The organism is Spiroplasma endosymbiont of Phycita roborella (assembly GCF_964031195.1).
In the GTDB taxonomy this organism is placed as follows: Bacteria; Bacillota_I; Bacilli_A; order Mycoplasmatales; family VBWQ01; genus Spiroplasma_E; species Spiroplasma_E ixodetis_A.
This window is the reverse complement of sequence record NZ_CAXIQJ010000006.1, coordinates 193,064-214,158: the sequence shown is the minus strand read 5'-3', so window position 1 is coordinate 214,158 and position 21,095 is coordinate 193,064. Positions and strand designations below refer to the sequence as shown.

Annotated in this window: 18 protein-coding genes and 2 pseudogenes; 10 read left to right on the top strand and 10 right to left on the bottom strand. The window is 22.3% G+C overall.

Annotated features, from left to right (window positions below):
- Position 1 precedes the first annotated feature (1 nt).
- The 4 genes from AAHM95_RS08880 to AAHM95_RS08865 are packed head-to-tail and all read left to right on the top strand — an operon-like array spanning position 2 to position 4,561.
- A complete protein-coding gene (locus tag AAHM95_RS08880) occupies positions 2 to 2,635 on the top strand; it encodes a hypothetical protein (protein ID WP_342274685.1) in 2,634 nt (877 codons plus the stop codon).
- 4 nt (positions 2,636 to 2,639) lie between these two features.
- The gene (locus AAHM95_RS08875; protein ID WP_338973392.1) at positions 2,640 to 2,762 is read left to right on the top strand and encodes a hypothetical protein; all 123 of its coding nucleotides are present in this window, start codon (positions 2,640 to 2,642) and stop codon (positions 2,760 to 2,762) included.
- Positions 2,763 to 2,778: 16 nt separating this feature from the next.
- On the top strand, positions 2,779 to 4,020 hold the full coding sequence (locus tag AAHM95_RS08870) for a hypothetical protein (protein ID WP_342274684.1): 1,242 nt from the start codon (positions 2,779 to 2,781) through the stop codon (positions 4,018 to 4,020).
- Entirely contained in the window at positions 3,971 to 4,561 is a 591-nt protein-coding gene (locus tag AAHM95_RS08865; RefSeq protein WP_342274683.1) for a hypothetical protein, read from the top strand. The genes AAHM95_RS08870 and AAHM95_RS08865 overlap by 50 nt, the downstream gene beginning before the upstream one ends.
- Positions 4,562 to 4,563: 2 nt before the next feature.
- Here AAHM95_RS08865 and AAHM95_RS08860 read toward each other — a convergent pair.
- Positions 4,564 to 5,681, bottom strand: a protein-coding gene (locus AAHM95_RS08860; protein ID WP_342273950.1) for an IS3 family transposase whose coding sequence is annotated in 2 segments (ribosomal slippage) — positions 4,564 to 5,411 and positions 5,411 to 5,681 — 1,119 coding nt in all. Because the reading frame shifts where the segments join, the coding sequence is not laid out codon by codon here.
- A gap of 178 nt (positions 5,682 to 5,859) precedes the next feature.
- Between AAHM95_RS08860 and AAHM95_RS08855 the strand changes: the two genes are divergently transcribed.
- The gene (locus AAHM95_RS08855; RefSeq protein ID WP_342274682.1) at positions 5,860 to 7,212 is read left to right on the top strand and encodes a hypothetical protein; all 1,353 of its coding nucleotides are present in this window, start codon (positions 5,860 to 5,862) and stop codon (positions 7,210 to 7,212) included.
- 20 nt (positions 7,213 to 7,232) lie between these two features.
- Here AAHM95_RS08855 and AAHM95_RS08850 read toward each other — a convergent pair whose 3' ends face one another.
- From AAHM95_RS08850 to AAHM95_RS08840, 3 genes are all read right to left on the bottom strand, one after another.
- Positions 7,233 to 7,472: a hypothetical protein gene (locus AAHM95_RS08850; RefSeq protein WP_338987811.1), complete on the bottom strand. Its 240-nt coding sequence runs from the start codon at positions 7,470 to 7,472 to the stop codon at positions 7,233 to 7,235.
- A 106-nt stretch (positions 7,473 to 7,578) separates the two neighbouring features.
- The gene (locus tag AAHM95_RS08845) at positions 7,579 to 7,785 is read right to left on the bottom strand and encodes a hypothetical protein (RefSeq protein WP_338987812.1); all 207 of its coding nucleotides are present in this window, start codon (positions 7,783 to 7,785) and stop codon (positions 7,579 to 7,581) included.
- Positions 7,786 to 7,935: 150 nt separating this feature from the next.
- On the bottom strand, positions 7,936 to 9,642 hold the full coding sequence (locus tag AAHM95_RS08840; protein WP_342274681.1) for a hypothetical protein: 1,707 nt from the start codon (positions 9,640 to 9,642) through the stop codon (positions 7,936 to 7,938).
- A gap of 63 nt (positions 9,643 to 9,705) precedes the next feature.
- Here AAHM95_RS08840 and AAHM95_RS08835 point away from each other — a divergent pair, with 63 nt between their 5' ends.
- The gene (locus AAHM95_RS08835) at positions 9,706 to 10,308 is read left to right on the top strand and encodes a UPF0236 family transposase-like protein (RefSeq protein ID WP_342274680.1); all 603 of its coding nucleotides are present in this window, start codon (positions 9,706 to 9,708) and stop codon (positions 10,306 to 10,308) included.
- Here the strand turns inward: AAHM95_RS08835 and AAHM95_RS08830 are convergent.
- Positions 10,295 to 10,753 (bottom strand): annotated as a pseudogene (locus AAHM95_RS08830) (transposase); the annotation flags it as partial. The gene AAHM95_RS08835 and the pseudogene AAHM95_RS08830 overlap by 14 nt on opposite strands.
- Positions 10,754 to 11,405: 652 nt before the next feature.
- Positions 11,406 to 12,527, bottom strand: coding sequence for an Mbov_0401 family ICE element transposase-like protein (locus AAHM95_RS08825; RefSeq protein WP_342273833.1), 1,122 nt, complete (start codon positions 12,525 to 12,527; stop codon positions 11,406 to 11,408).
- 522 nt (positions 12,528 to 13,049) lie between these two features.
- On the opposite strand from AAHM95_RS08825, the gene AAHM95_RS08820 reads away from it, so the two are divergent.
- On the top strand, positions 13,050 to 14,123 hold the full coding sequence (locus AAHM95_RS08820; protein WP_342273918.1) for an ankyrin repeat domain-containing protein: 1,074 nt from the start codon (positions 13,050 to 13,052) through the stop codon (positions 14,121 to 14,123).
- Between the two features lie 156 nt (positions 14,124 to 14,279).
- Here the strand turns inward: AAHM95_RS08820 and AAHM95_RS08815 are convergent, their stop codons facing one another.
- Positions 14,280 to 15,527, bottom strand: a complete 1,248-nt coding sequence (locus tag AAHM95_RS08815) for an ISNCY family transposase (RefSeq protein ID WP_342273919.1) — start codon at positions 15,525 to 15,527, stop codon at positions 14,280 to 14,282.
- Between the two features lie 162 nt (positions 15,528 to 15,689).
- Here AAHM95_RS08815 and AAHM95_RS08810 point away from each other — a divergent pair, with 162 nt between their 5' ends.
- A complete protein-coding gene (locus AAHM95_RS08810) occupies positions 15,690 to 15,863 on the top strand; it encodes a hypothetical protein (protein ID WP_342274679.1) in 174 nt (57 codons plus the stop codon).
- A gap of 133 nt (positions 15,864 to 15,996) precedes the next feature.
- On the top strand, positions 15,997 to 16,230 hold the full coding sequence (locus AAHM95_RS08805) for a hypothetical protein (RefSeq protein WP_342274678.1): 234 nt from the start codon (positions 15,997 to 15,999) through the stop codon (positions 16,228 to 16,230).
- 10 nt (positions 16,231 to 16,240) lie between these two features.
- On the opposite strand, the gene AAHM95_RS08800 is transcribed toward AAHM95_RS08805, so the two are convergent.
- The 3 genes and pseudogenes from AAHM95_RS08800 to AAHM95_RS08790 all read right to left on the bottom strand — a co-directional run bounded on the left by AAHM95_RS08800 (position 16,241) and on the right by AAHM95_RS08790 (position 20,023).
- Positions 16,241 to 18,262 (bottom strand): hypothetical protein, encoded by a 2,022-nt coding sequence (locus AAHM95_RS08800; RefSeq protein WP_342274677.1) that lies wholly within the window; start codon positions 18,260 to 18,262, stop codon positions 16,241 to 16,243.
- The gene (locus AAHM95_RS08795; RefSeq protein ID WP_342274676.1) at positions 18,213 to 18,848 is read right to left on the bottom strand and encodes a hypothetical protein; all 636 of its coding nucleotides are present in this window, start codon (positions 18,846 to 18,848) and stop codon (positions 18,213 to 18,215) included. The genes AAHM95_RS08800 and AAHM95_RS08795 overlap by 50 nt, the downstream gene beginning before the upstream one ends.
- Positions 18,849 to 18,904: 56 nt before the next feature.
- A pseudogene (locus AAHM95_RS08790) lies at positions 18,905 to 20,023 on the bottom strand (IS3 family transposase).
- A gap of 347 nt (positions 20,024 to 20,370) precedes the next feature.
- Here AAHM95_RS08790 and AAHM95_RS08785 point away from each other — a divergent pair.
- The gene (locus AAHM95_RS08785; protein WP_338987022.1) at positions 20,371 to 20,697 is read left to right on the top strand and encodes a hypothetical protein; all 327 of its coding nucleotides are present in this window, start codon (positions 20,371 to 20,373) and stop codon (positions 20,695 to 20,697) included.
- The last annotated feature ends 398 nt before the right edge of the window (positions 20,698 to 21,095 follow it).

Below are 21,095 nucleotides of genomic sequence, written 5' to 3'. Positions count from 1 at the left end.
TATGATTAATAAACTTTGAACTGGTGTCAGTCTAGAAAATTATAATAACTGATATCCATTAACTGGAAAAATTACAGAAACACCACAGCAATATATACAAACATGACCAAATGTTAATGATTGATTTAAAACTTTTGCTATTCGTGCTCAAAATGATATTAATGCTTATCTTGGTTTTATTTTATCTAAATTTCCTTTTGATAGTTTTAAAGATGAATTAATTAAAGAAACATTAAGAGATATGGTTTATGTAACCGCTGAACATTGAGTATTTAATCGTACACCAATTGAATTTAATGTTGATACTACTATTCAGTTTAATAATGGTAGTCAATTTAGTGCAAATAGTATTCCTACAATTAATGTTTGAGATTTAGCACCAAGTAGAATGAAAATATGGGCAAGACTAACAGAATTAAAACAAATATTATCAAATTATAATGATGATGAAATAGATGTTGAAAAAATTGATTTAAAAGCATTTTATACTAGAAATCAAGTTGATGAATTAATCGAACAACAAAAAGAATTTACATTATCAAAACAAATTAAATTATATGATGATTTAGTTAATGATAATGAAAATGAAATATATAGGGGTCCCGTTAGTAAATTTGTTAATAAAGGTTATGTTGCAACAGATTATGATAAAGAAACTGAAACAATGATTTTAGATTGACCTGATGAAATTGGTACATTACCACCCGAAGCATTACAAAATAATCCACAAATTGGTGATTATACACATGCACCAACTTGTGATTTTTCTGCTAAACAACAAAAACGAATTACTACAAATGAAAATGAAATTATCAAATTAAATAATGAATTAATTAAAGCAAATGAAAATATTAATGATGTTAAAAATAATTGATTTAATATTGAAACTAGTCCATTATGAAAAAAAGTTAAAAATGAAAATATTAAAACAGATACATGATATATTATTGATTGAACATATTATTTTATCGATAGTAAACAACTTATTATAAGTAATAATAAATTAATTAAATCTAATATAAGAATTACTAATAGTCAAATAGAACAAAAACAAATAATAGTTGAAAATATTGATGTTAATATTGACAAAGTAACATTATTATATGATGTTGATTTAATAAAGTTTATTGCTACTAATAGCACAAAAAAGTATATACCAATAATTCATAATATATATCAATATATAGGAAAAGATACACCAATTGAATTTATAACAGAAGAAGGTACTGAACGTGATTATTATACAAAACTAGAAACTAATAATTTATTAGATAAAAAACAAGATAAATTAATTGCTGGTGAAAATATTAAGATTGATGAAAAAACTAATACTATTAGTGCTATTGGTGAAAGTCATGAATCATTATGATTAATTGACCCTAATTCACCTAATATTATTCAACCAAAAGAAAAAAGATTAATTACTTCAAATAATACTAGAATTGTTTATATAGCAGACCCTGAACAACCACAAGATGCTACAAATAAAAGATATGTTGATGAAAAAAATGATACAAAACAAAATAAATTATTATTGATAAATGAAAATATGACATATGGAGAATTAAAATATAATAAATTACCAGAGGGAAAATTTGGTGATGATTTAGGAATACCACCTAATAAAGTTATTAAAGAATGAATTAGTGAAAGTGTAAATAAAAAACAAGATAAAATAGATAATTTACAAGATAAGATATTTAATAATAAAGATGATAAAGAAAGTACTACAAGATTAGTTAATGAAGTTATTAAAACTAATGTTGGAGGTAAAACTTTAATTTATAGAAATAATCCTAATATAACTGATGATTTAGATATTCCAAATAAAAAATATATAGATGATAAAATAAAATCTTTAAATATTATTAAATGAAAAAATGTTGGTACAAAAGAAAGTGATATTAAAATTAATTATAATTTTAAATTAAATACTTTATATAAAGTTGGTTATTCTTGAAATACTAATGAAAAAAGTGCAATTTCATATATTGAGTTTTTATGACAGGGAAAAGGTACAGTATTAGATAATTTTTTTGAAGGAACTTATGGAAAAAATGCTGTAAGTAATTATGTTGATTTACTTCTTAGTGATAAAGATATTACAATGGAAAGATTTAATTATAATGAAGGTCGTTTACATTCATTAGAAGAAGAAATAAAAGAAAATACTTATCAAATTAATAGTAATACTTTAAATATTATTGCTCCTGAAAAAATTGATATAGAAAAACCTATAAAAATTAATTCATATAGTTTAGAAACTAATGAAATTAGAGAAAATGAATGAGATATTGAATTAAAAAATAATCCAACACCAACTCCAAATATTCCACAATGAAAAGAAGTAGGAACAAGAGAAAAAAATAAATGAGATAATTGACAAATTACTTATGATTTTCAAGAGAATAAACATTATAGAGTTTATTATTCTTGAAGTATATATAATCCAGTTTATACTATTCAAGAATTTATTATAACTGATAAAAAAATTGCTGGTGTACAAATACAAACCTTTAATGATAGTGCTAATATAGTAATTTTATCAGTTCAACATGCTAAATTGATTACTATTTATACTGGAAAAGGTAATTTAAAAGGTAATGTATGAAAATTAGAAGAATTACAGGAATAATATTATGTTTTTTAAAATTATAAAAATTATTTTAGGTTTAATTGGAGTTTTATTATCTTCTGCAACAGCAGGTTTAATTATATTTATTATAGTAAAAATTGTATTAAAAATTAATCAAATATTTTAGAAAGGTGGTGAATATTATGTTAAATCCATTTAAGAGAAAAGAAAAAAGTAATATTAGTAATAATCAAAATGAAAAAGTAAAATTTTTAAATAATAAAAATAAAAGTACACATGCTTCCATTTTAAATTATTTTGGTTTTAATGATTTTAATCATGAAACTTATTTTACTGATTTTGTAGCAGAAAATAATGCTAATTTATATAATGCTCCATTAGATATTAATAATGAAACTATTAAACAATATTTAATTAAACAAGAGTTTTATAGAAAAAATTGAAATTCTATTTTTAAATTAAGTAAATTAGGAATTAGTGGTTATTTAATTTTTATTGCTAATGATGATTTATATTTTCAAGTAGTAGATATCCAACAAAGAGTTTATGATATTACTGATAAATTAATTCAATGTACTATTTTTTATGATAGTTATCAACAAAATGCACAAACTGTAAGATTATTTGAAATTTATACATTAAATAATGAACAAGTAACTATTAATCGTGCAATTTATAGTATTAGTGATAATAAAAAACAATTTCCATTACATTTTAAATCATACATTAATAATCCAAATTTAGAGCAAGAACAAACACTAAATATTAATTATATTCCAATAGCAATTATGCGAAATAAAGCAAATGAATTAGCAGATTGTGATAAAGTAATGGATAAAATTAAAGCATTAGATGTTATTTATGAACAAATTGTTTTAGATACCATTTTAAATTCACCTAAATTTATATTTAGTCAAACTTATGGTAATGTTCAATCAGCATTAGAAGATGCAGTAAGAACTTTGGTTACTAAAAACTACATATTTAAAAGCGGTGGAGATAATAATGAACAAAACGAAAATATCAATATGACAAATAGTAATTTTAAAGGTAAAAATTTAACTGATATATACGATTGAAATGTTAATGAAATATTTAAACGTTGTGGTATTCATATACCAAGTCAAAAGAAATCTGCACAACAATCAGTTCCCGAAAGTACAGCAGTAAATATTTCAACTATTAATTACATTGAACAAAAATTATGACAATTTAATATTGATATTCTTAAATTTATTCAAATATTAGTGAGAATTGATAAAGATTTATTAAATAGTAAAACATTTAATATTAATGATGAACAAGAAATTAATAATTTAATAGTTAAATTAAAATTATTTAATCCCGAAAATAACCAATTAATAGGAGATAACAATGGAAAACAACAACAAACCACAAACGAAGTTTCCACAGAAACAAACTAAACTTAATCAAGCAGAAGTAGAAAATGATTATTTAATTGATAATATTCCTTATGACTTTACTAATATGATGCGCGCTACTAGTGACCCCGATATTAATAGAGCATACGATGAATTTAAAAAAAGAACAATTTATATTTATGAAATTGAACGTTTATTTAAAAATAATGAAAATAATAGTTTAAAATTTTCAGCAAATACTATTAAAATTGGTTTTATTGATATTGAGAAAGCATTAAAAACTACTGCTGTTGAAACATCTGATTTTACTATGCAATTAAATCAAAGAGCAAGTACTAATATTAATGATAATACTATTGAATATAGTATGACTGATATTAAAAATTTAATATTTCAAGAAATAAATTTATTAAATCAATTTAAATTATATGCTGTATCTATTAATGAACCTTTAACAGAAACTAATATTGATAATTTATATATTATTAATAATTATTCTCAACCTTATCAAAATCCAAAAACAAGAAGTACTAAAAGTATAACTATTATTAAAATTAAAGATTGGAATGGCAACCCTTTTTAGGACTATTTTTTGGTAGACATTTGTTTTTGATAACTAATTGGAGTTAGGTAGTTTAGAGTACTGTGAATTCTTATGTTGTTATATCAATTGATGTAATCAAATAATTCTAATTTTAATTGGATTAATGATGTAAAATTTTTATCATTAATAAATTCAATTTTGAAAGTTTTAAAGGTTGCTTCAGCAACAGCATTGTCATAAGGACATCCTTTTTTGCTTAAAGATCGAGTTATGTTGAAAGCTAATAAAAGTTTATCAATAGTTTTATTATTGAATTCATTACCGCGATCAGTATGAAATATTTCAATATCTTTTAAACAGTGATTTGATTGCATAAATGCTTGATATACTAATGATGCATCTTTTTTAACTCCAACACTATGTCCAATAATTTCGCGGTTAAATAGGTCGATTAATAGGCAAATATAGTTTCATTTACCATTAACTTGAACATAAGTTAAATCACTAACAATAACTTCATTTTTAATTCTATTATTAAAGTTTCTATTAACAAGATTGGTTATTTGACTATCATTGACTTTATTATGATAATTTTTGAATGATAATTTAGTGTATTTTGATATTAAATTATGCTTATTCATAATTTCTTTAATTTTTCTGCGTGATAAATAAATTTCTTGGTTTGCTAGTATGACTTTTAATCTTCTAGTACCATAAACTTCTTTATTTTCTTTAAAAGCACTAATAACAGCTTGTTCATAAATATTATTTTGAATTTTATTTTTTTTCTTTAAATTAAAATAATATGTTGATTTAGAGAGTTTTAAAAAATGACACATTGTGCGAATTTTATATTTAGATTTATTATTTGCAATAATCTCTACTTTCTGCCTATTATTAGTGCTGCTTGCTTTAAAATATCAATTTTCATTCGTAACTGTTTTAATTCTTTATTTGCTTGAATTAATTGTTTTTCTAAATCTGAAAGATTATCTTTAGTTTTAAAACTACCTGAATTAGTAAATTGCTTAATTCAATTGTAAGTAGCTGCTCTTGTAACATTGTATTCTTTAACAAGGCAAGATACTGATTTGCCACTTTGATATAAAGCTACTATTTGTTTTTTAAATTCATCTGAATATGAGTTAATAGTGACCATAATTATAATTCCTTTCTTTTAACTAATTTGTTCACTTGTCTATGTAATTAGTGTCCAATAAAGTGTAACCCATCCAGATTTTAAAACAAGAGATGGTTATCCAATCATTATTAAATTACAAAAACCATTAGATAAAGATACCAAAGTTATTGGTTTAAAAATTAAAGCACCTAGAAGCATGATTTTTGGCAATATAAAGGTACTTGGTGAAGTTGATAATATGGAAGTATACCCAAAGTTATTTGTTAAAGATAAGATAGCATTTCCACTATTATCAATGCCTATTGAAACTCAACCAAAAGTTAGAATATTACAACAATGATTTAGTGAACAAATATTACCTTGAAATTTAGCAAAACAATTTATAGGACAAGAAAAATCAGTTTTAGATTTAATTGCTATTGGTGGTGGTACTGAAACAAGAAAAGAAATTATTAATAATGCAAGAGTAACTAATGCTAAAATAGGTTATGATGTTACTAAAAATTCAAAAGTATGACCATTATCTGATGAACTAGAATTAAAAGATACAAAATTAGAGTCATGATTTTTAGTAGGTAACAATAATCTATTTATTTCTACAACTAATAAATTTCATGATGTTGAATTAGAAATAAAAGATAGACCACCAATTGATAGTTTACAAAAAGTATTATTAGATATGCTAACTTATACATATACTTATAATAGAAATTTTGATGGAGCGAGTTTAGACCCAACAAAAAAACCAAATGAACTAGATAAATTAAGAGCAAAATTTGAGGGGCAAAAACCCGAAGAAGTAATTAGCAATTTGTTTAAACAATGAAAATTAGATTATCCAAATTATGTAAATTTATTACAAGTACAAATACTTAAGAAAATAATTATTCTATTATCAAATAATATTTATTCTAATATGTCAATTAATAAAGGTTTAAATGATGATGATAAAATTTTATTACCATATTATTTTGAATTAAAATCTAATCCAATTCATAAGAATTATGATGAAATTTGAGAGTTTAAGGATGCAAAAGTTATATTAAAATCTGAATATTTTGATTTTACAGATATCAATAATATTAAATTAAAAAATAAGGATATTAGCCAAAATGAATTATTTAAACTTGATGATAATCAATTTAACTGATTATCTATTACAAACGAATTAGAAAGTAATAATATTCCTTCATTAATTCCTGCAGATTGAACATTAGGTAATGGTGAATATGGAAAATACTTTACAAGAATAATTATTGAAAAAAATAAAATTGAAAATGCTTTAAATTTATATGGTTCAAATAAATCTCAATTATTTTCTAAATTAGAGTTTTATGAAGAAATTTCGCAAATTGACAATGATAATGAGTTTGAGTTACAAATTAAAAATCCGATTAATAATTTAAATCGGATTGAAATTAGTGGAATATTTGGTGCGGGTAATTATGATTTAGTTTTAATAACTGATAAACAAGAAATAAATTTAAAAAATATTAATTTATTTGATAAATACAATGAAAATATCTCTTATATAAATCTTGAATTATAATATAATAATATTACAAATATTTAATTTAATAAATTGTTATTATCAAATTCTCCTTTTTTAATTTTTTTAATTAAATCCTTATAAACGTGAATTTCAGCTTCATTACAAACCAACATATGCATTGTATCCATAATAAAATTTTCATCATGATTTTTTTCAAATTCTTTGTCTTCAAGTTCTGTTTGCAAAAATTTTGAAATTTTCTTATTCTCTTTAATTTGTGCTTGTAGTTTTTTAATCATAAATTGTTTACTAATCATTTTTTCAAGTCCTTTAATTTATTTTAATTATCAAAATATCCATTAGGATAATTACCATTTCATTTTTTATCATTATTATTAGCTGGTTTAACTGCAAAATATAAATCTATTTTATAATTGTCGCTTCTTGGACTTTCTCAAATAGAAGCCCCCCCCAGTGCGCATTATAATCATGGTCTAAAAAATAAGTCAAATCATTTGTTTTATTATGTGCTAGTGAACCAATTATTAAACCAGTTACTCCACTGACTGCACCACTTAGTGCTAATGCTAATGTAATTTTACTTAAATTTGTTTTTATTCATGTTTTCATATTAAATTACTCCTTTTTTCCTTGATTTTACTTATAAATTGTACTATTTTTGATTATTTTTACAAGTATGCTTTTAAATGCAAAATAACACCTAAATTAAAGGCATTTATTTTATGATACCTATACTATTAATTATATTGAAATTGTTTATTATATAGCAAATGTGAAGATGCTTTTTTTCACACTAGCATTATTTTTACCCCTAATTATATTTTTATATGGATACAGTGCATAAAACAAAGCATCATATGGGTCTTGGTACATATTTTTGTCTGGAATGTTAGTTTTTGTTTCGTCATAACGTAATTCTTCTAAACATTGAGTTGTTTTTGGTAAATCATCTTTATTTGCATAAAAGTTTCCATAACTCATAATATTTCTCATTCAAACTACTCTATTAGTTAATCCTGCTTCTTGATTTAAATTTGAAGCATGTTTAATAGCAGTTTGTGTTATTAAAATAGTATCGTGTTCATCTATTAATTTTTGATTTAATCAATCCATGGCAGTTCTTGCTTTATCATCATAAAAATAAATTGCTTGTTCAAAATTCTCAAAATTATCCATTAATCCTAAAATTTCATTAACATAAGCATTAATTTTTTCATTTTCATTTATAAAATCATTTGGAGTAACTACTAATTCACAAATGATATAAGCATCATAATAGCCAGTATTATTATATTCTTTAAAACCAACTACCATAAATACAGTATGGTCTTTTGGTCCCGTAGCTCAATCAATACCAACACTATAAAAATCAAATTTATAAATATCTTTTTCTTGATTATAAAATTGTTTTAAATCATATGGTTGTCAATATTTTACTACTTTTTGAAATGGAAAAATTGTTGCATCACTATCTAAAAATTCAAAACCATAAAAAACAGTATTATATTCATCTGGATTACTTTTTTTCATTTCTAATAAAGTTTTTTGTTGAATTTCAGGTAATTTATTTCAAAATGGTTGAATAGTAAATCTTAAAACAAATAAACCCAAACCACTAAATATGTCTTTATTTTCATAATAAACTTTACCAATTTTTTTAAGATTTTCAATTATTTCATCATTTAATGGTAAAAATGGAGTACAGTACTTTAAATAAAATGGATGATATTTATCATAAGGATTACATGTAAAAGTAATAAAGAAACTTTTATAAAAATAACGAGTAATTAATTTTCCAAAAGTAGGACTATATATATTTTTATCAATAAAAGTTCAAGTTCATTCTTTAATAGGTTCTTTTGATACTTTAATACGATTACTTCTAAACATAGAGTTTTGTAAACGTTCATATCGATATGTTAATTGTTTTTCAGTTAATGTTTCCTTTTCTTCTGCCATAATAATTTCATCTGTTCTTGAACCTAAAAAACTTGAACCACCAGCTTCTTTTCCAAAAATCTTATTACCATTAGCACAACCAATAAAGTCAATTTGTTGATTACTAGGAAAAATAATACATCCACCGTCCTTAGTAATTTTTCATTTAATTCCATGTGGATTATTAGGTAATAAATTAATATTATATGTATCTAATAAAACTTGACAAACATTCATTAAAGCACCAATTGTAGTTTCACTATGAGTATTTTCATATCGTCTTACTTCTTGAACACTACTATCACTAAAATTACAACATATAAATAAATCAAATGCTAAGCAGTTTCAAGTTTTTCTTGTTCCACGTGCTGTTGGTATAAAACGATAAAAACAATTAGTAGTAAAATATTCTGCTCATTCATCACCAACAAATTGTTTAAAAATATCTCAACTAAAACCATAATTATTATCACTAAAATTAAGATTATATTTTTTATTTAGTTGTGCATAACTAGTAATAAAATCCATATTTACTCCTTATTAACATATATAAGTTAAAATTAAATTATTTAAAAGAAAGGAACATTAAAAATGTTAAAATTACCATTCCCTAATCTTTTTGATTGAGACAAACACGATTTTAATCAAGATGAATTAAGTTTAAAACAAACAGAAGAATTATTTGCAAAAATAGATGAACAACTATGAAATGAATGTAATAAATCTGAATATAAATCATATAGATTTAGACAACGAAAATTAAAAGCAAAAAAAGGTTTATTAACTTATAAACGATGTATTTGTATATATTATAACCCAAAAACACAAAAAAAGGAATTTGTTTCACTGCTAGATAATTATCTTGGTGTTAAAAAATATAGTAAACTTGCACCAAATGTTATTAAACAAATTATAAAATATTTTGCTGATGGTAAAAAATATCGTGATATTTGTGATACTTTTATTGAGGATTTAATAAGTACTAGTACAGTTTGTAGAACCTATCAAAAATTTCAATTACCAAAAGCTAATATTCCTAAAATACCATTGCAACCAAATCAAACTTTATATATAAATATTGATGATGGACATAGAAAATTTAAGTTTAATGAAAAACACAATACTAAAAATTGTAAAAAATGTTCTATGAGATTATTTGGAATGGCAACCCTTTTTAGGACTATTTTTTGGTAGACATTTGTTTTTGATAACTAATTGGAGTTAGGTAGTTTAGAGTACTGTGAATTCTTATGTTGTTATATCAATTGATGTAATCAAATAATTCTAATTTTAATTGGATTAATGATGTAAAATTTTTATCATTAATAAATTCAATTTTGAAAGTTTTAAAAGTTGCTTCAGCAACAGCATTGTCATAAGGACATCCTTTTTTGCTTAAAGATCGAGTTATGTTGAAAGCTAATAAAAGTTTATCAATAGTTTTATTATTGAATTCATTACCGCGATCAGTATGAAATATTTCAATATCTTTTAAACAGTGATTTGATTGCATAAATGCTTGATATACTAATGATGCATCTTTTTTAACTCCAACACTATGTCCAATAATTTCGCGGTTAAATAGGTCGATTAATAGACAAATATAGTTTCATTTACCATTAACTTGAACATAAGTTAAAAGGAGATTGTCAAAAATCCGAAATAAATTAAATCTATATAGTCTTATTATATTTTAGACAAGAAATAATTTGGATTTTTATGAAATTGTATTTAAATAATATAATTTTTTTAAATAAATTGCAACAAAAATACTTATAATTAAGTTTGTTAAATGTTAAACTTATGAAATAAAATTAAGGAGAATTTAAAAATGAAAATTAAAGCACTTAAAAATTTACAGTTAATAACTGTATTACTATTTATTTTAACTATTTTAACTTTAATTATAGGATTGTGAATAATAGGTTTATTTCATGGAAAAGAAGTAGTAATCTCGAAAAATATTTCTTTACATAAAATTTTAAAAAAAATATTTAAATATAATGGTTTTATATTATGAAGTAAATATAGTTTATATTATATTCTAAGTAATAATAATATTTCTCTTAAAAATTTTGGAAACTATTATACTGTTCATAATTATTATCATTATTCTTTATTACAATTTAAAATTGGAATTATTTTTTGCGAGATTTTAGTACCAATTTTAATATTTATAACTATATTATTAATTTTATGAATAATTTATTTAAAAATAAAAATTAAAAATAAAAATTTTTGAGACTTTATTGCAAATTGTGAAATAATCAATAATTACTATATTCATTAAATTATGTTTCTAAATTTATTTTATTACATTTAAAAATAACCATTTTAATATAAATCAAAATATTATATGTTCTATTACCAAGCATTTCTTTTAAAACATGTCAAATATTAGTTTCAGTAAAACAACCAATATTTCATTTTGCACCTTGATTTTCAATACCTTGTTTATTATTTTTAAAATATTTTTTCTTTAATTTTTTATGATTATCTAATTGATTATATAAATAGTCAATTAATTCATCATATTTACCATTATTAATTAAATTTTTACAGTGATTATATTCTTTTAAATATTTTCCTTTATTTCCAGCCATTATTCCAAGATATAATGTTCTAATTAAATGGAATTTATCTAAAACAAACTGTGCCCCTAAATAATCTGCCACATCTTTAATTCATCCTGCACTATCACCACAAATAATAATTTTTGCTTGCTCAATATTTTCATAAAATTTTTGACAGTGTTCTTTAACAAATTTAGCAGTTTTTTTAACACCAATTGCTGTTTTTGTTGGTCTTATAATTGCTTTTACTCTTTTATTTTGTACTTTGTGATTAATATTATCTGTATATGTTACTATTAAACGCATAGAATGTTTTATACCCTTACGTTTAAAATTTCAAAATTTTCGGTGACCATGATCAATTGCTACAAAAATAGGTTGATTTTTTTCTAATTTTACTTTTATTGGATTTGCTTCAATTACTTCTAAATTCTTAAAAACTCTATGAACAGTACTAACACTAATACCTGCTTTTTTACAAATAGCACAAATATCATGGTATCTTTTTCCGTCAGCAAAATATTCAATAATAGTTTGTTCAATATCTTCACCAATTCTTTTATATTTAGGTAATTCTAGTCATTCATCAACTAAACAAACACAAACTAATTTTTGTAATTTTTCATCAAAATATTCATAAATTCTTCTTTTATAAGTTACTAATCCATACATTGTTTTTCTTGTTCTATATTGATAATCAACAATTTTATATTTCTTTTTATCTCTTGTTTTAAATATTCTTCAATCTCGTTTTTCTCATTTCTTTGTTATATGTTCTAAAACTAATTTATCAATTTTAGCATATTGTTCTCTAAAATTTCATTTATAATTAAAACTCATATTTTTTACTCTCCTAATCTGTTTCTGCATCAATTATTAATTTGAATTTACATAAATTTAAAGTGTTAAAATATAGTAAATTAAAATAATAATCTATTTTTCTTTATTTTATTCACAATAATCCACATAAGAACGTAATTATTATTAAAATAATGGTATTGCGAAAAAAAGTACTTTCATATTTGCCATATAATAAACAATTTCAATATAATTAATAGTATAGGTATCATAAAATAAACGCCTTTAATTTAGGTGTTATTTTGCATTTAAAAGCATACTGTCAATATCGAGTGAAAATTTCCCAAAAATATTGATCAAAAAACACTAATTCTGAATAATCCCTAAAAATTTTAATTCCTATTTTTTAATGTAGGGATTATTTTTATAAAAAGAAGTATAATTTAAACAGATTAAAATAATTAGGAAAAAAATAAATAAAAACTTAATATAGTTTTTAATCCCTTGCTTTAATTTCAAAGTAAATGGTTTTTTTAATGTTAAAAAGTAAAGAAGGTAATAAAAATGGGAAATATTAATGAAAGTTTCAAAAAAGAGACAGCAGATAATGATATTATTAAAAATTTAGAAGAAGGTAATGGAACATACATTAAAAATAACCTTATGCATGTATTAAAACATAAAGAACATCGTAATTTTCAAAATTGAATGGTTACAGAGCCATATTGAAGTGCATGAATAGTATCATCAGATGGAAATACAGCAGAAAGTTCTACAGTTAATATTTTAGAAAGAATAGTTTATGTTGCAAATCATGATAATAAACTTACTTGAGAACTAATGTTAAAAAATGGTGAAAACGATGCAAATCCTAATTTAATTGGCAATTTTTATAATTGATATAGAACTGTAAATGAACCAGAAAATGACAGGTTTGAAAAGAGTGTATTAGAAGCAGCAATTTTAAAAAACAAGCCAAATTTAGTTGAGATTTTAGTTGAAAGTGGTGCAAATATCAATTATCAAAATCCTAAAAATGAAAATAAAACACCATGAGAACTTGCAATTATCGAAAAGAAAAATAAAATAGCAAAATATTTAATTAATAAAATTGAAGTAGATAAAAAAAATAAAAATGGTCAAACACCTTTACATTTAGCAGTTAGATATAAAAATAAGGACATAGTTAAATTTTTACTTGAAAATAATGCCAATTTAAATATTAAAGATAATTGAGATGATACACCTTTATTTGATGCACAAAATGTTAATAATGTTGAAATATTTAAATTATTAGTTAAAAAAGGAGCAGATTTAACGAAAAAGAATAAAAAAGGTCAAACAATTAAACAAGTAGTAAAATTAGAAAAAAAATGTTTAATAATGGAATATGAAAAATTTTGTCCTGATAAATTTACTTTGGAATTATCTGGAAAGTATAAAGTAGTAGATTGAAAACTTACGTATGAAAAAACAGATAATGAGTCAGTGAAAAAAATTATAGGTAAAATTATATCAAAAGATGAAATGCTTAATATAATTAAAAATTACAAAAATGATTTTGATTCAGATGAAATAAACTCAAGCAATTATCAAAATCAACCTTCAACAAGTGGATATACATCACCAAGAATATAAAAAATAAGAGATTGTAATTGCAATCTTTTTATATCTTTAAAATCAATTTTAAGGCATTAAATTTGCTTTTCGACAAACAATTTAAAATTTTATATAGTTAAGTATTCACAAAAATAATCTTTTATAAAAAGAATTTTATCTAATTTTAATTTGACATTATTGGTATCCATATCTTCAAGGATGGTTTTTATTTGGTATATAAACCTTTTTAGTTTTTATCAACTCTTCTTTGATAATTGGTTTTGGTGCTATTTCTTTTAATTCATATACTTGATGATTGTAACTAAGATATAACTCATTAATAAACGATTTAAGTACAATTACATCAGTTCTAGGTTGTATGTATTGAACTTTGTTATTTTTATAAGGAAAATACTTTTTACCATAATATGTTATAGTTGAACCACTATCCGTTTTTCTTTTAGAAAATCTTGAAAGATAAATATTTATTTCTTCTGATGTAGGAGCTTTAATCATAGCAGATTTATTATTATCAATAGCAAAGGCAAATTGATTATTAAAAATACTTATATATGTTTTAAGAAATTGATTAGCTTCTTCTAAATTTTTAATTTTATTAAGTCTAAGTTCACTAATTAAGCGACTTTGAAGTGTTCCAAATAAGCGTTCGATTCTACCCTTAGCTTGTGGAATGGAAGTTCTAATAATTTCAACACCTAAATCATTACAAGACTTTTGGAATTGAGTATAAGTATCATTTTCCGTGTTTATTTTGCCAGCATCGATTTGTTTTTTATATCCAAAAACTGTTCTATTATCAGTATAAAATGTTTTTGGTATGCCATATTTAGTTAAAATTTGATAAAAAACATTATAATAACCATCTAATGTTTCTTGATGATCAAATCATAGTCCGACAATATTGCCTGTAGCATCATCAATTGCAGCATGTAAAAATGCTTTTGGTTTATCCTTACCAAATCAATGATGATTACTTGCATCCATTTGAATTAATTCACCAAAATTTGTTCTACGATTTCTTGTTGGATGTAAGTTATTTTTTTTATTTTTATGTCTTTTTGGTGAAATTATTTTTTCATTCATTAATATATTATAAAGTGTACTATATGAAATTTTAATTTTTTCTTCATTGTTTAATTTCTCATGGAAATGTTGAAAATTAAAATTATAATATTTGGTTTTATATAAATTTATAATCTTAATTTTGATTTCAAAATTTGTTACCTTATTAGAAATTTTATTTCGAGATTTATGAATAAAACCAATTTTACCTTCTCTATTAAAAATTTGAATTAATTGGTTAATTCTTCTAATAGTTAGGTTAAGTTTATTCTTGGCTTGATGTTTAGATAATTTATTAGTAATAATGTCATTTATAATTTTATACTTATATTTTTCTTTCATAGTCATGCTTCTTTCCATATTTATCACCAAGTATATTTAACTTTATTTTTGGGAAATTTTTACTTGATAACTAATAGGAAATTATCACTAAATAATGACACATTTAAAAGCATACTTGTAAAAATAATCAAAAATAGTACAATTTATAAGTAAAATCAAGGAAAAAAGGAGTAATTTAATATGAAAACATGAATAAAAACAAATTTTTATAAAATAACATCAATTTTAGCATTATTTTTAGCAACAACTGGATTAATAGTTGGAGCAATAACACATCATAAAACAAATGATTTAACTTATTATTTAGATTATGATGGTAATGCGCACTGGGGGGGCAACTATATGAGAATATAAAGTAAGTGATAAACATAAAATATCACTTTATTTTGGATTTAAACCTACATCTGAAAATGATATAAAATGAAATGGAATTTATCCCGATGGATATTTTAGTAATTAACAAATAAATTAAGGAGATATTAATAATATGCTTAGTAAAGAATTAGTAATTAAAAAATTAAAAGATAAAATTAAAATATGTGAAAAAATAAAAACTGAAAATCAACTAAAATTGAAAAATCAAAAATCAAAAAATACTGATGAAATAACAGAATTTAAAAATATGGAAATGATAGTTTTTAATGACTTTGAAATTCAACTTTGAAAAAAATTCATTAAAGAAATAGAAAATGGTGACTTTGATAATAAATTACAAAATTAAATATATTATATTAAATTTCAATATTTATATAAGAAATATTTTCATTATATTTGTCAAATAAATTAATATTAGTTAAATTTATTTCTTGTTTATCACTTATTAAAATTAAATCATAATTTCCAGCACCAAATATACCACTAATTTCAATCCGATTTAAGTTATTAATCGGATTTTCAATTTTTAACTCAAATTCACTATTATTATCAATTTGTGAAATTTCTTTATAGAATTCTAGTTTAGAAAATAATTGAGATTTATTTGAACCATATAAATTTAAAGTATTTTCAATTTTATTATTACTAATAATTGCTCTTGTAAAATACTTTCCATACTCACCATTACCTAATGTTCAATCAGCAGGAATTAATGACGGTATATTATTGCTTTCTAACTCGTTTGTAATAGATAATCAGTTAAATTGGTTATCATCTAGTTTGAATAATTCATTTTGACTAACATCATTATTTTTTAATTTAATATTATTTATATCAATAAAATCAAAATATGCAGATTTTAATATTACTTTTGCATCTTTAAATTCTCAAACTTTATCAGCTGTAGAATGTATAGGATTTGATTTTAATTCAAAGTAATAAGGCAATAATAATTTATAGTCATCATTTAAACCATTATTAATAGACATGGTTGAATAAATATTTTTTGATATCATAATAACTATTTGTTTAAATATTTGAATTTGTGGTAAATTTATATAATTTGGGTAATCTAACTCTCATTGTTTAAATAAATTAGTAATAACATCGCTTGGCTTTTGATTTTCAAATTTAGCACGTAATTTTGCAATGTCTTCATTAAGTTTTGATTGGTCAAAACCATCAAAATTTCTATTATAAGTATATGTATAAGTTAGCATATCTAATAATACTTTTTGTAAACTATCAACTGGTGGTTTATCTTTTATTTCTAATTCAACATCTTTAAATTCATCATTTGTAGCAATACTTGTATATGTTGTACCTAATGCATCATGAATTTTTCATACTTCCTTATCTTTTAGTTCTCGTTTTTCTTTTAATGGTCATTGTCCAAAATCATAAGAACTTATAAAATATCCTAATCAAGCATTAGTAACTCTTGCATTATTAATAATTTCTTTTCTTGTATCTCTACCACCACCAATAGCAATTAAATCTAAAACTGATTTTTCTTGTCCAATAAATTGTTTTGCTAAGTTTCATGGTAATATTTGTTCACTAAATCATTGTTGTAATATTCTAACTTTTGGTTGAGTTTCAATAGGCATTGATAATAGTGGAAATGCTATCTTATCTTTAACAAATAACTTTGGGTATACTTCCATATTGTCAACTTCACCAAGTACCTTTATATTGCCAAAAATCATGCTTCTAGGGGCTTTAATTTTTAAACCAATTACTTTTGTATCTTTGTCTAATGGTTTTTGTAATTTAATAATGATTGGATAACCATCTCTTGTTTTAAAATCTTTAATTTTAATAATAGTAATACTTTTAGTACTTCTTGTTTTTGGATTTTGATAAGGTTGTGAATAATTATTAATGATATATAAATTATCAATATTATTTTCAGTTAATGGTTCATTAATAGATACTGCATATAACTTAAATTGATTTAATAAATTTATTTCTTGAAAGATTAAGTTTTTAATATCAGTCATACTATATTCAATAGTATTATCATTAATATTAGTACTTGCTCTTTGATTTAATTGCATAGTAAAGTCAGATGTTTCAGCTGCAATAGTTTTTAAAACTTTATCAATATCAATAAAACCAATTTTAATAGTATTTGCTGAAAATCTTAAACTATTATTTTCATTATTTTTAAATAAACGTTCAATTTCATAAATATAAATTGTTCTTTTTTTAAATTCATCGTATGCTCTATTAATATCTGGGTCACTAGTAGCCCCCATCATATTAGTAAAATCATAAGGAATATTATCAATTAAATAATCATTTTCTACTTCTGCTTGATTAAGTTTAGTTTGTTTCTGTGGAAACTTCGTTTGTGGTTTGTTGTTGTTTTCCATTATTCTCTCCTATTAATTGATTATTTTCGGGATTAAATAATTTTAATCTCACTGTTAAATTATTAATTTCTTGTTCATCATTAATATTAAATGTTTTACTATTTAATAAGTCTTTATCTATGCTTACTAATATTTGAATAAATTTAAGAATATCAATATTAAATTGTCATAACTTTTGTTCAATATAATTAATAGTTGAAATATTTACTGCTGTACTTTCGGGAACTGATTGTTGTGCAGATTTCTTTTGACTTGGTATATGAATACCACAACGTTTAAATATTTCATTAACATTTCAATCGTATATATCAGTTAAATTTTTACCTTTAAAATTACTATTTGTCATATTGATATTTTCATTTTGTTCATTATTATCTCCGCCACTTTTAAATATGTAGTTTTTAGTAACTAATGTTCTTACTGCTTCTTCTAATGCTGATTGAACATTACCATAAGTTTGACTAAATATAAATTTAGGTGAATTTAAAATGGTATCTAAAACAATTTGTTCATAAATAACATCTAATGCTTTAATTTTATCTATTACTTTATTACAATCTGCTAACTCATTTGCTTTATTTCGCATAATTGTTATTGGTATATAATTAATATTTAGTGTTGGAATGGCAACCCTTTTTAAGACTATTTTTTGGTAGACATTTGTTTTTGATAACTAATTGGAGTTAGGTAGTTTAGAGTACTGTGAATTCTTATGTTGTTATATCAATTGATGTAATCAAATAATTCTAATTTTAATTGGATTAATGATGTAAAATTTTTATCATTAATAAATTCAATTTTGAAAGTTTTACAAAGTTGCTTCAGCAACAGCATTGTCATAAGGACATCCTTTTTTGCTTAAAGATCGAGTTATGTTGAAAGCTAATAAAAGTTTATCAATAGTTTTATTATTGAATTCATTACCGCGATCAGTATGAAATATTTCAATATCTTTTAAACAGTGATTTGATTGCATAAATGCTTGATATACTAATGATGCATCTTTTTTAACTCCAACACTATGTCCAATAATTTCGCGGTTAAATAGGTCGATTAATAGGCAAATATAGTTTCATTTACCATTAACTTGAACATAAGTTAAATCACTAACAATAACTTCATTTTTAATTCTATTATTAAAGTTTCTATTAACAAGATTGGTTATTTGACTATCATTGACTTTATTATGATAATTTTTGAATGATAATTTAGTGTATTTTGATATTAAATTATGCTTATTCATAATTTCTTTAATTTTTCTGCGTGATAAATAAATTTCTTGGTTTGCTAGTATAACTTTTAATCTTCTAGTACCATAAACTTCTTTATTTTCTTTAAAAGCACTAATAACAGCTTGTTCATAAATATTATTTTGAATTTTATTTTTTTTCTTTAAATTAAAATAATATGTTGATTTAGAGAGTTTTAAAAAATGACACATTGTGCGAATTTTATATTTAGATTTATTATTTGCAATAATCTCTACTTTCTGCCTATTATTAGTGCTGCTTGCTTTAAAATATCAATTTCCATTCGTAACTGTTTTAATTCTTTATTTGCTTGAATTAATTGTTTTTCTAAATCTGAAAGATTATCTTTAGTTTTAAAACTACCTGAATTAGTAAATTGCTTAATTCAATTGTAAGTAGCTGCTCTTGTAACATTGTATTCTTTAACAAGGCAAGATACTGATTTGCCACTTTGATATAAAGCTACTATTTGTTTTTTAAATTCATCTGAATATGAGTTAATAGTGACCATAATTATAATTCCTTTCTTTTAACTAATTTGTTCACTTGTCTATGTAATTAGTGTCCAATAAAGTGTAACCCATCCAATTAGTATTTTGTACTGGTAAAAAGAAAAATGGAAAATTAATTAATAAAAGAGCTGTATGTAAAATAAGAGTATCAAAAACAGAAATTGGTGCAGAAAAAACAGCTAAATTAATTCAAACATATGGTAATTTATATTTTGAAAACTTTGACCAAGCAAATTTAATAGTTTGTGGAGATAGTGCAAAATGAATTAAAAAAACTGCTACAATTTTAAATGCTAAATTTATTTTAGATAAATTCCATGCTTTTCATGTTTTATTTCTTGGTATAATGGCTGGAAGAAGAAAAAATAAAATTGCTAAATTACATTATGAAAATGCAATAAATTTATTTGCCAAAGGTCAATATTATGAATTAATTGATTTTTTACAATCATTAACTTTACAATATAAAAAATTAAAAGTTGGTTATTTTATTAATGCAAAAGATGGTGTATTAAATCAAGCATTAGTTGAAAATATTGGTTGCTTTACTGAAACTAATATTAAACAAATTTTAAAGCATATGATTGGTGATAGAACTTATAATATTGATATGTATACAAAAATGGTTAATTTTAAATGCTATCAAATAAATACTGCCATCCAGTTATTATAAATTAAAATTAAAGATTTTAAAAAACTAAAAATAAAATAAAACTTATTAAAGTAACTATTAATAAGAATTTTTGAATTATAAAAGTAAGTATTATTGTTGACTAATATTTTACAAGTGTTAAGATTAACATACAATTGCATATTGAAGTCAAAATTATTCTCGTCTAACTTTATAATTTTAAGACAAATTTGAATATTATTGACAACATCGGTATGCTCCCTTTTATTTTGTTTATTGTTAGAATATATTTTTCATTTTTACATGATAATAGGAAATAAAAAAATACGATATTAATAAAACGGGAGATAAATTAATATTTTAGTACAAATTATCTTGAACCAACAATTATTAGTAGTATAATGAAAAGGTATGTTCATTCATTATTTTAAAAATTAGTA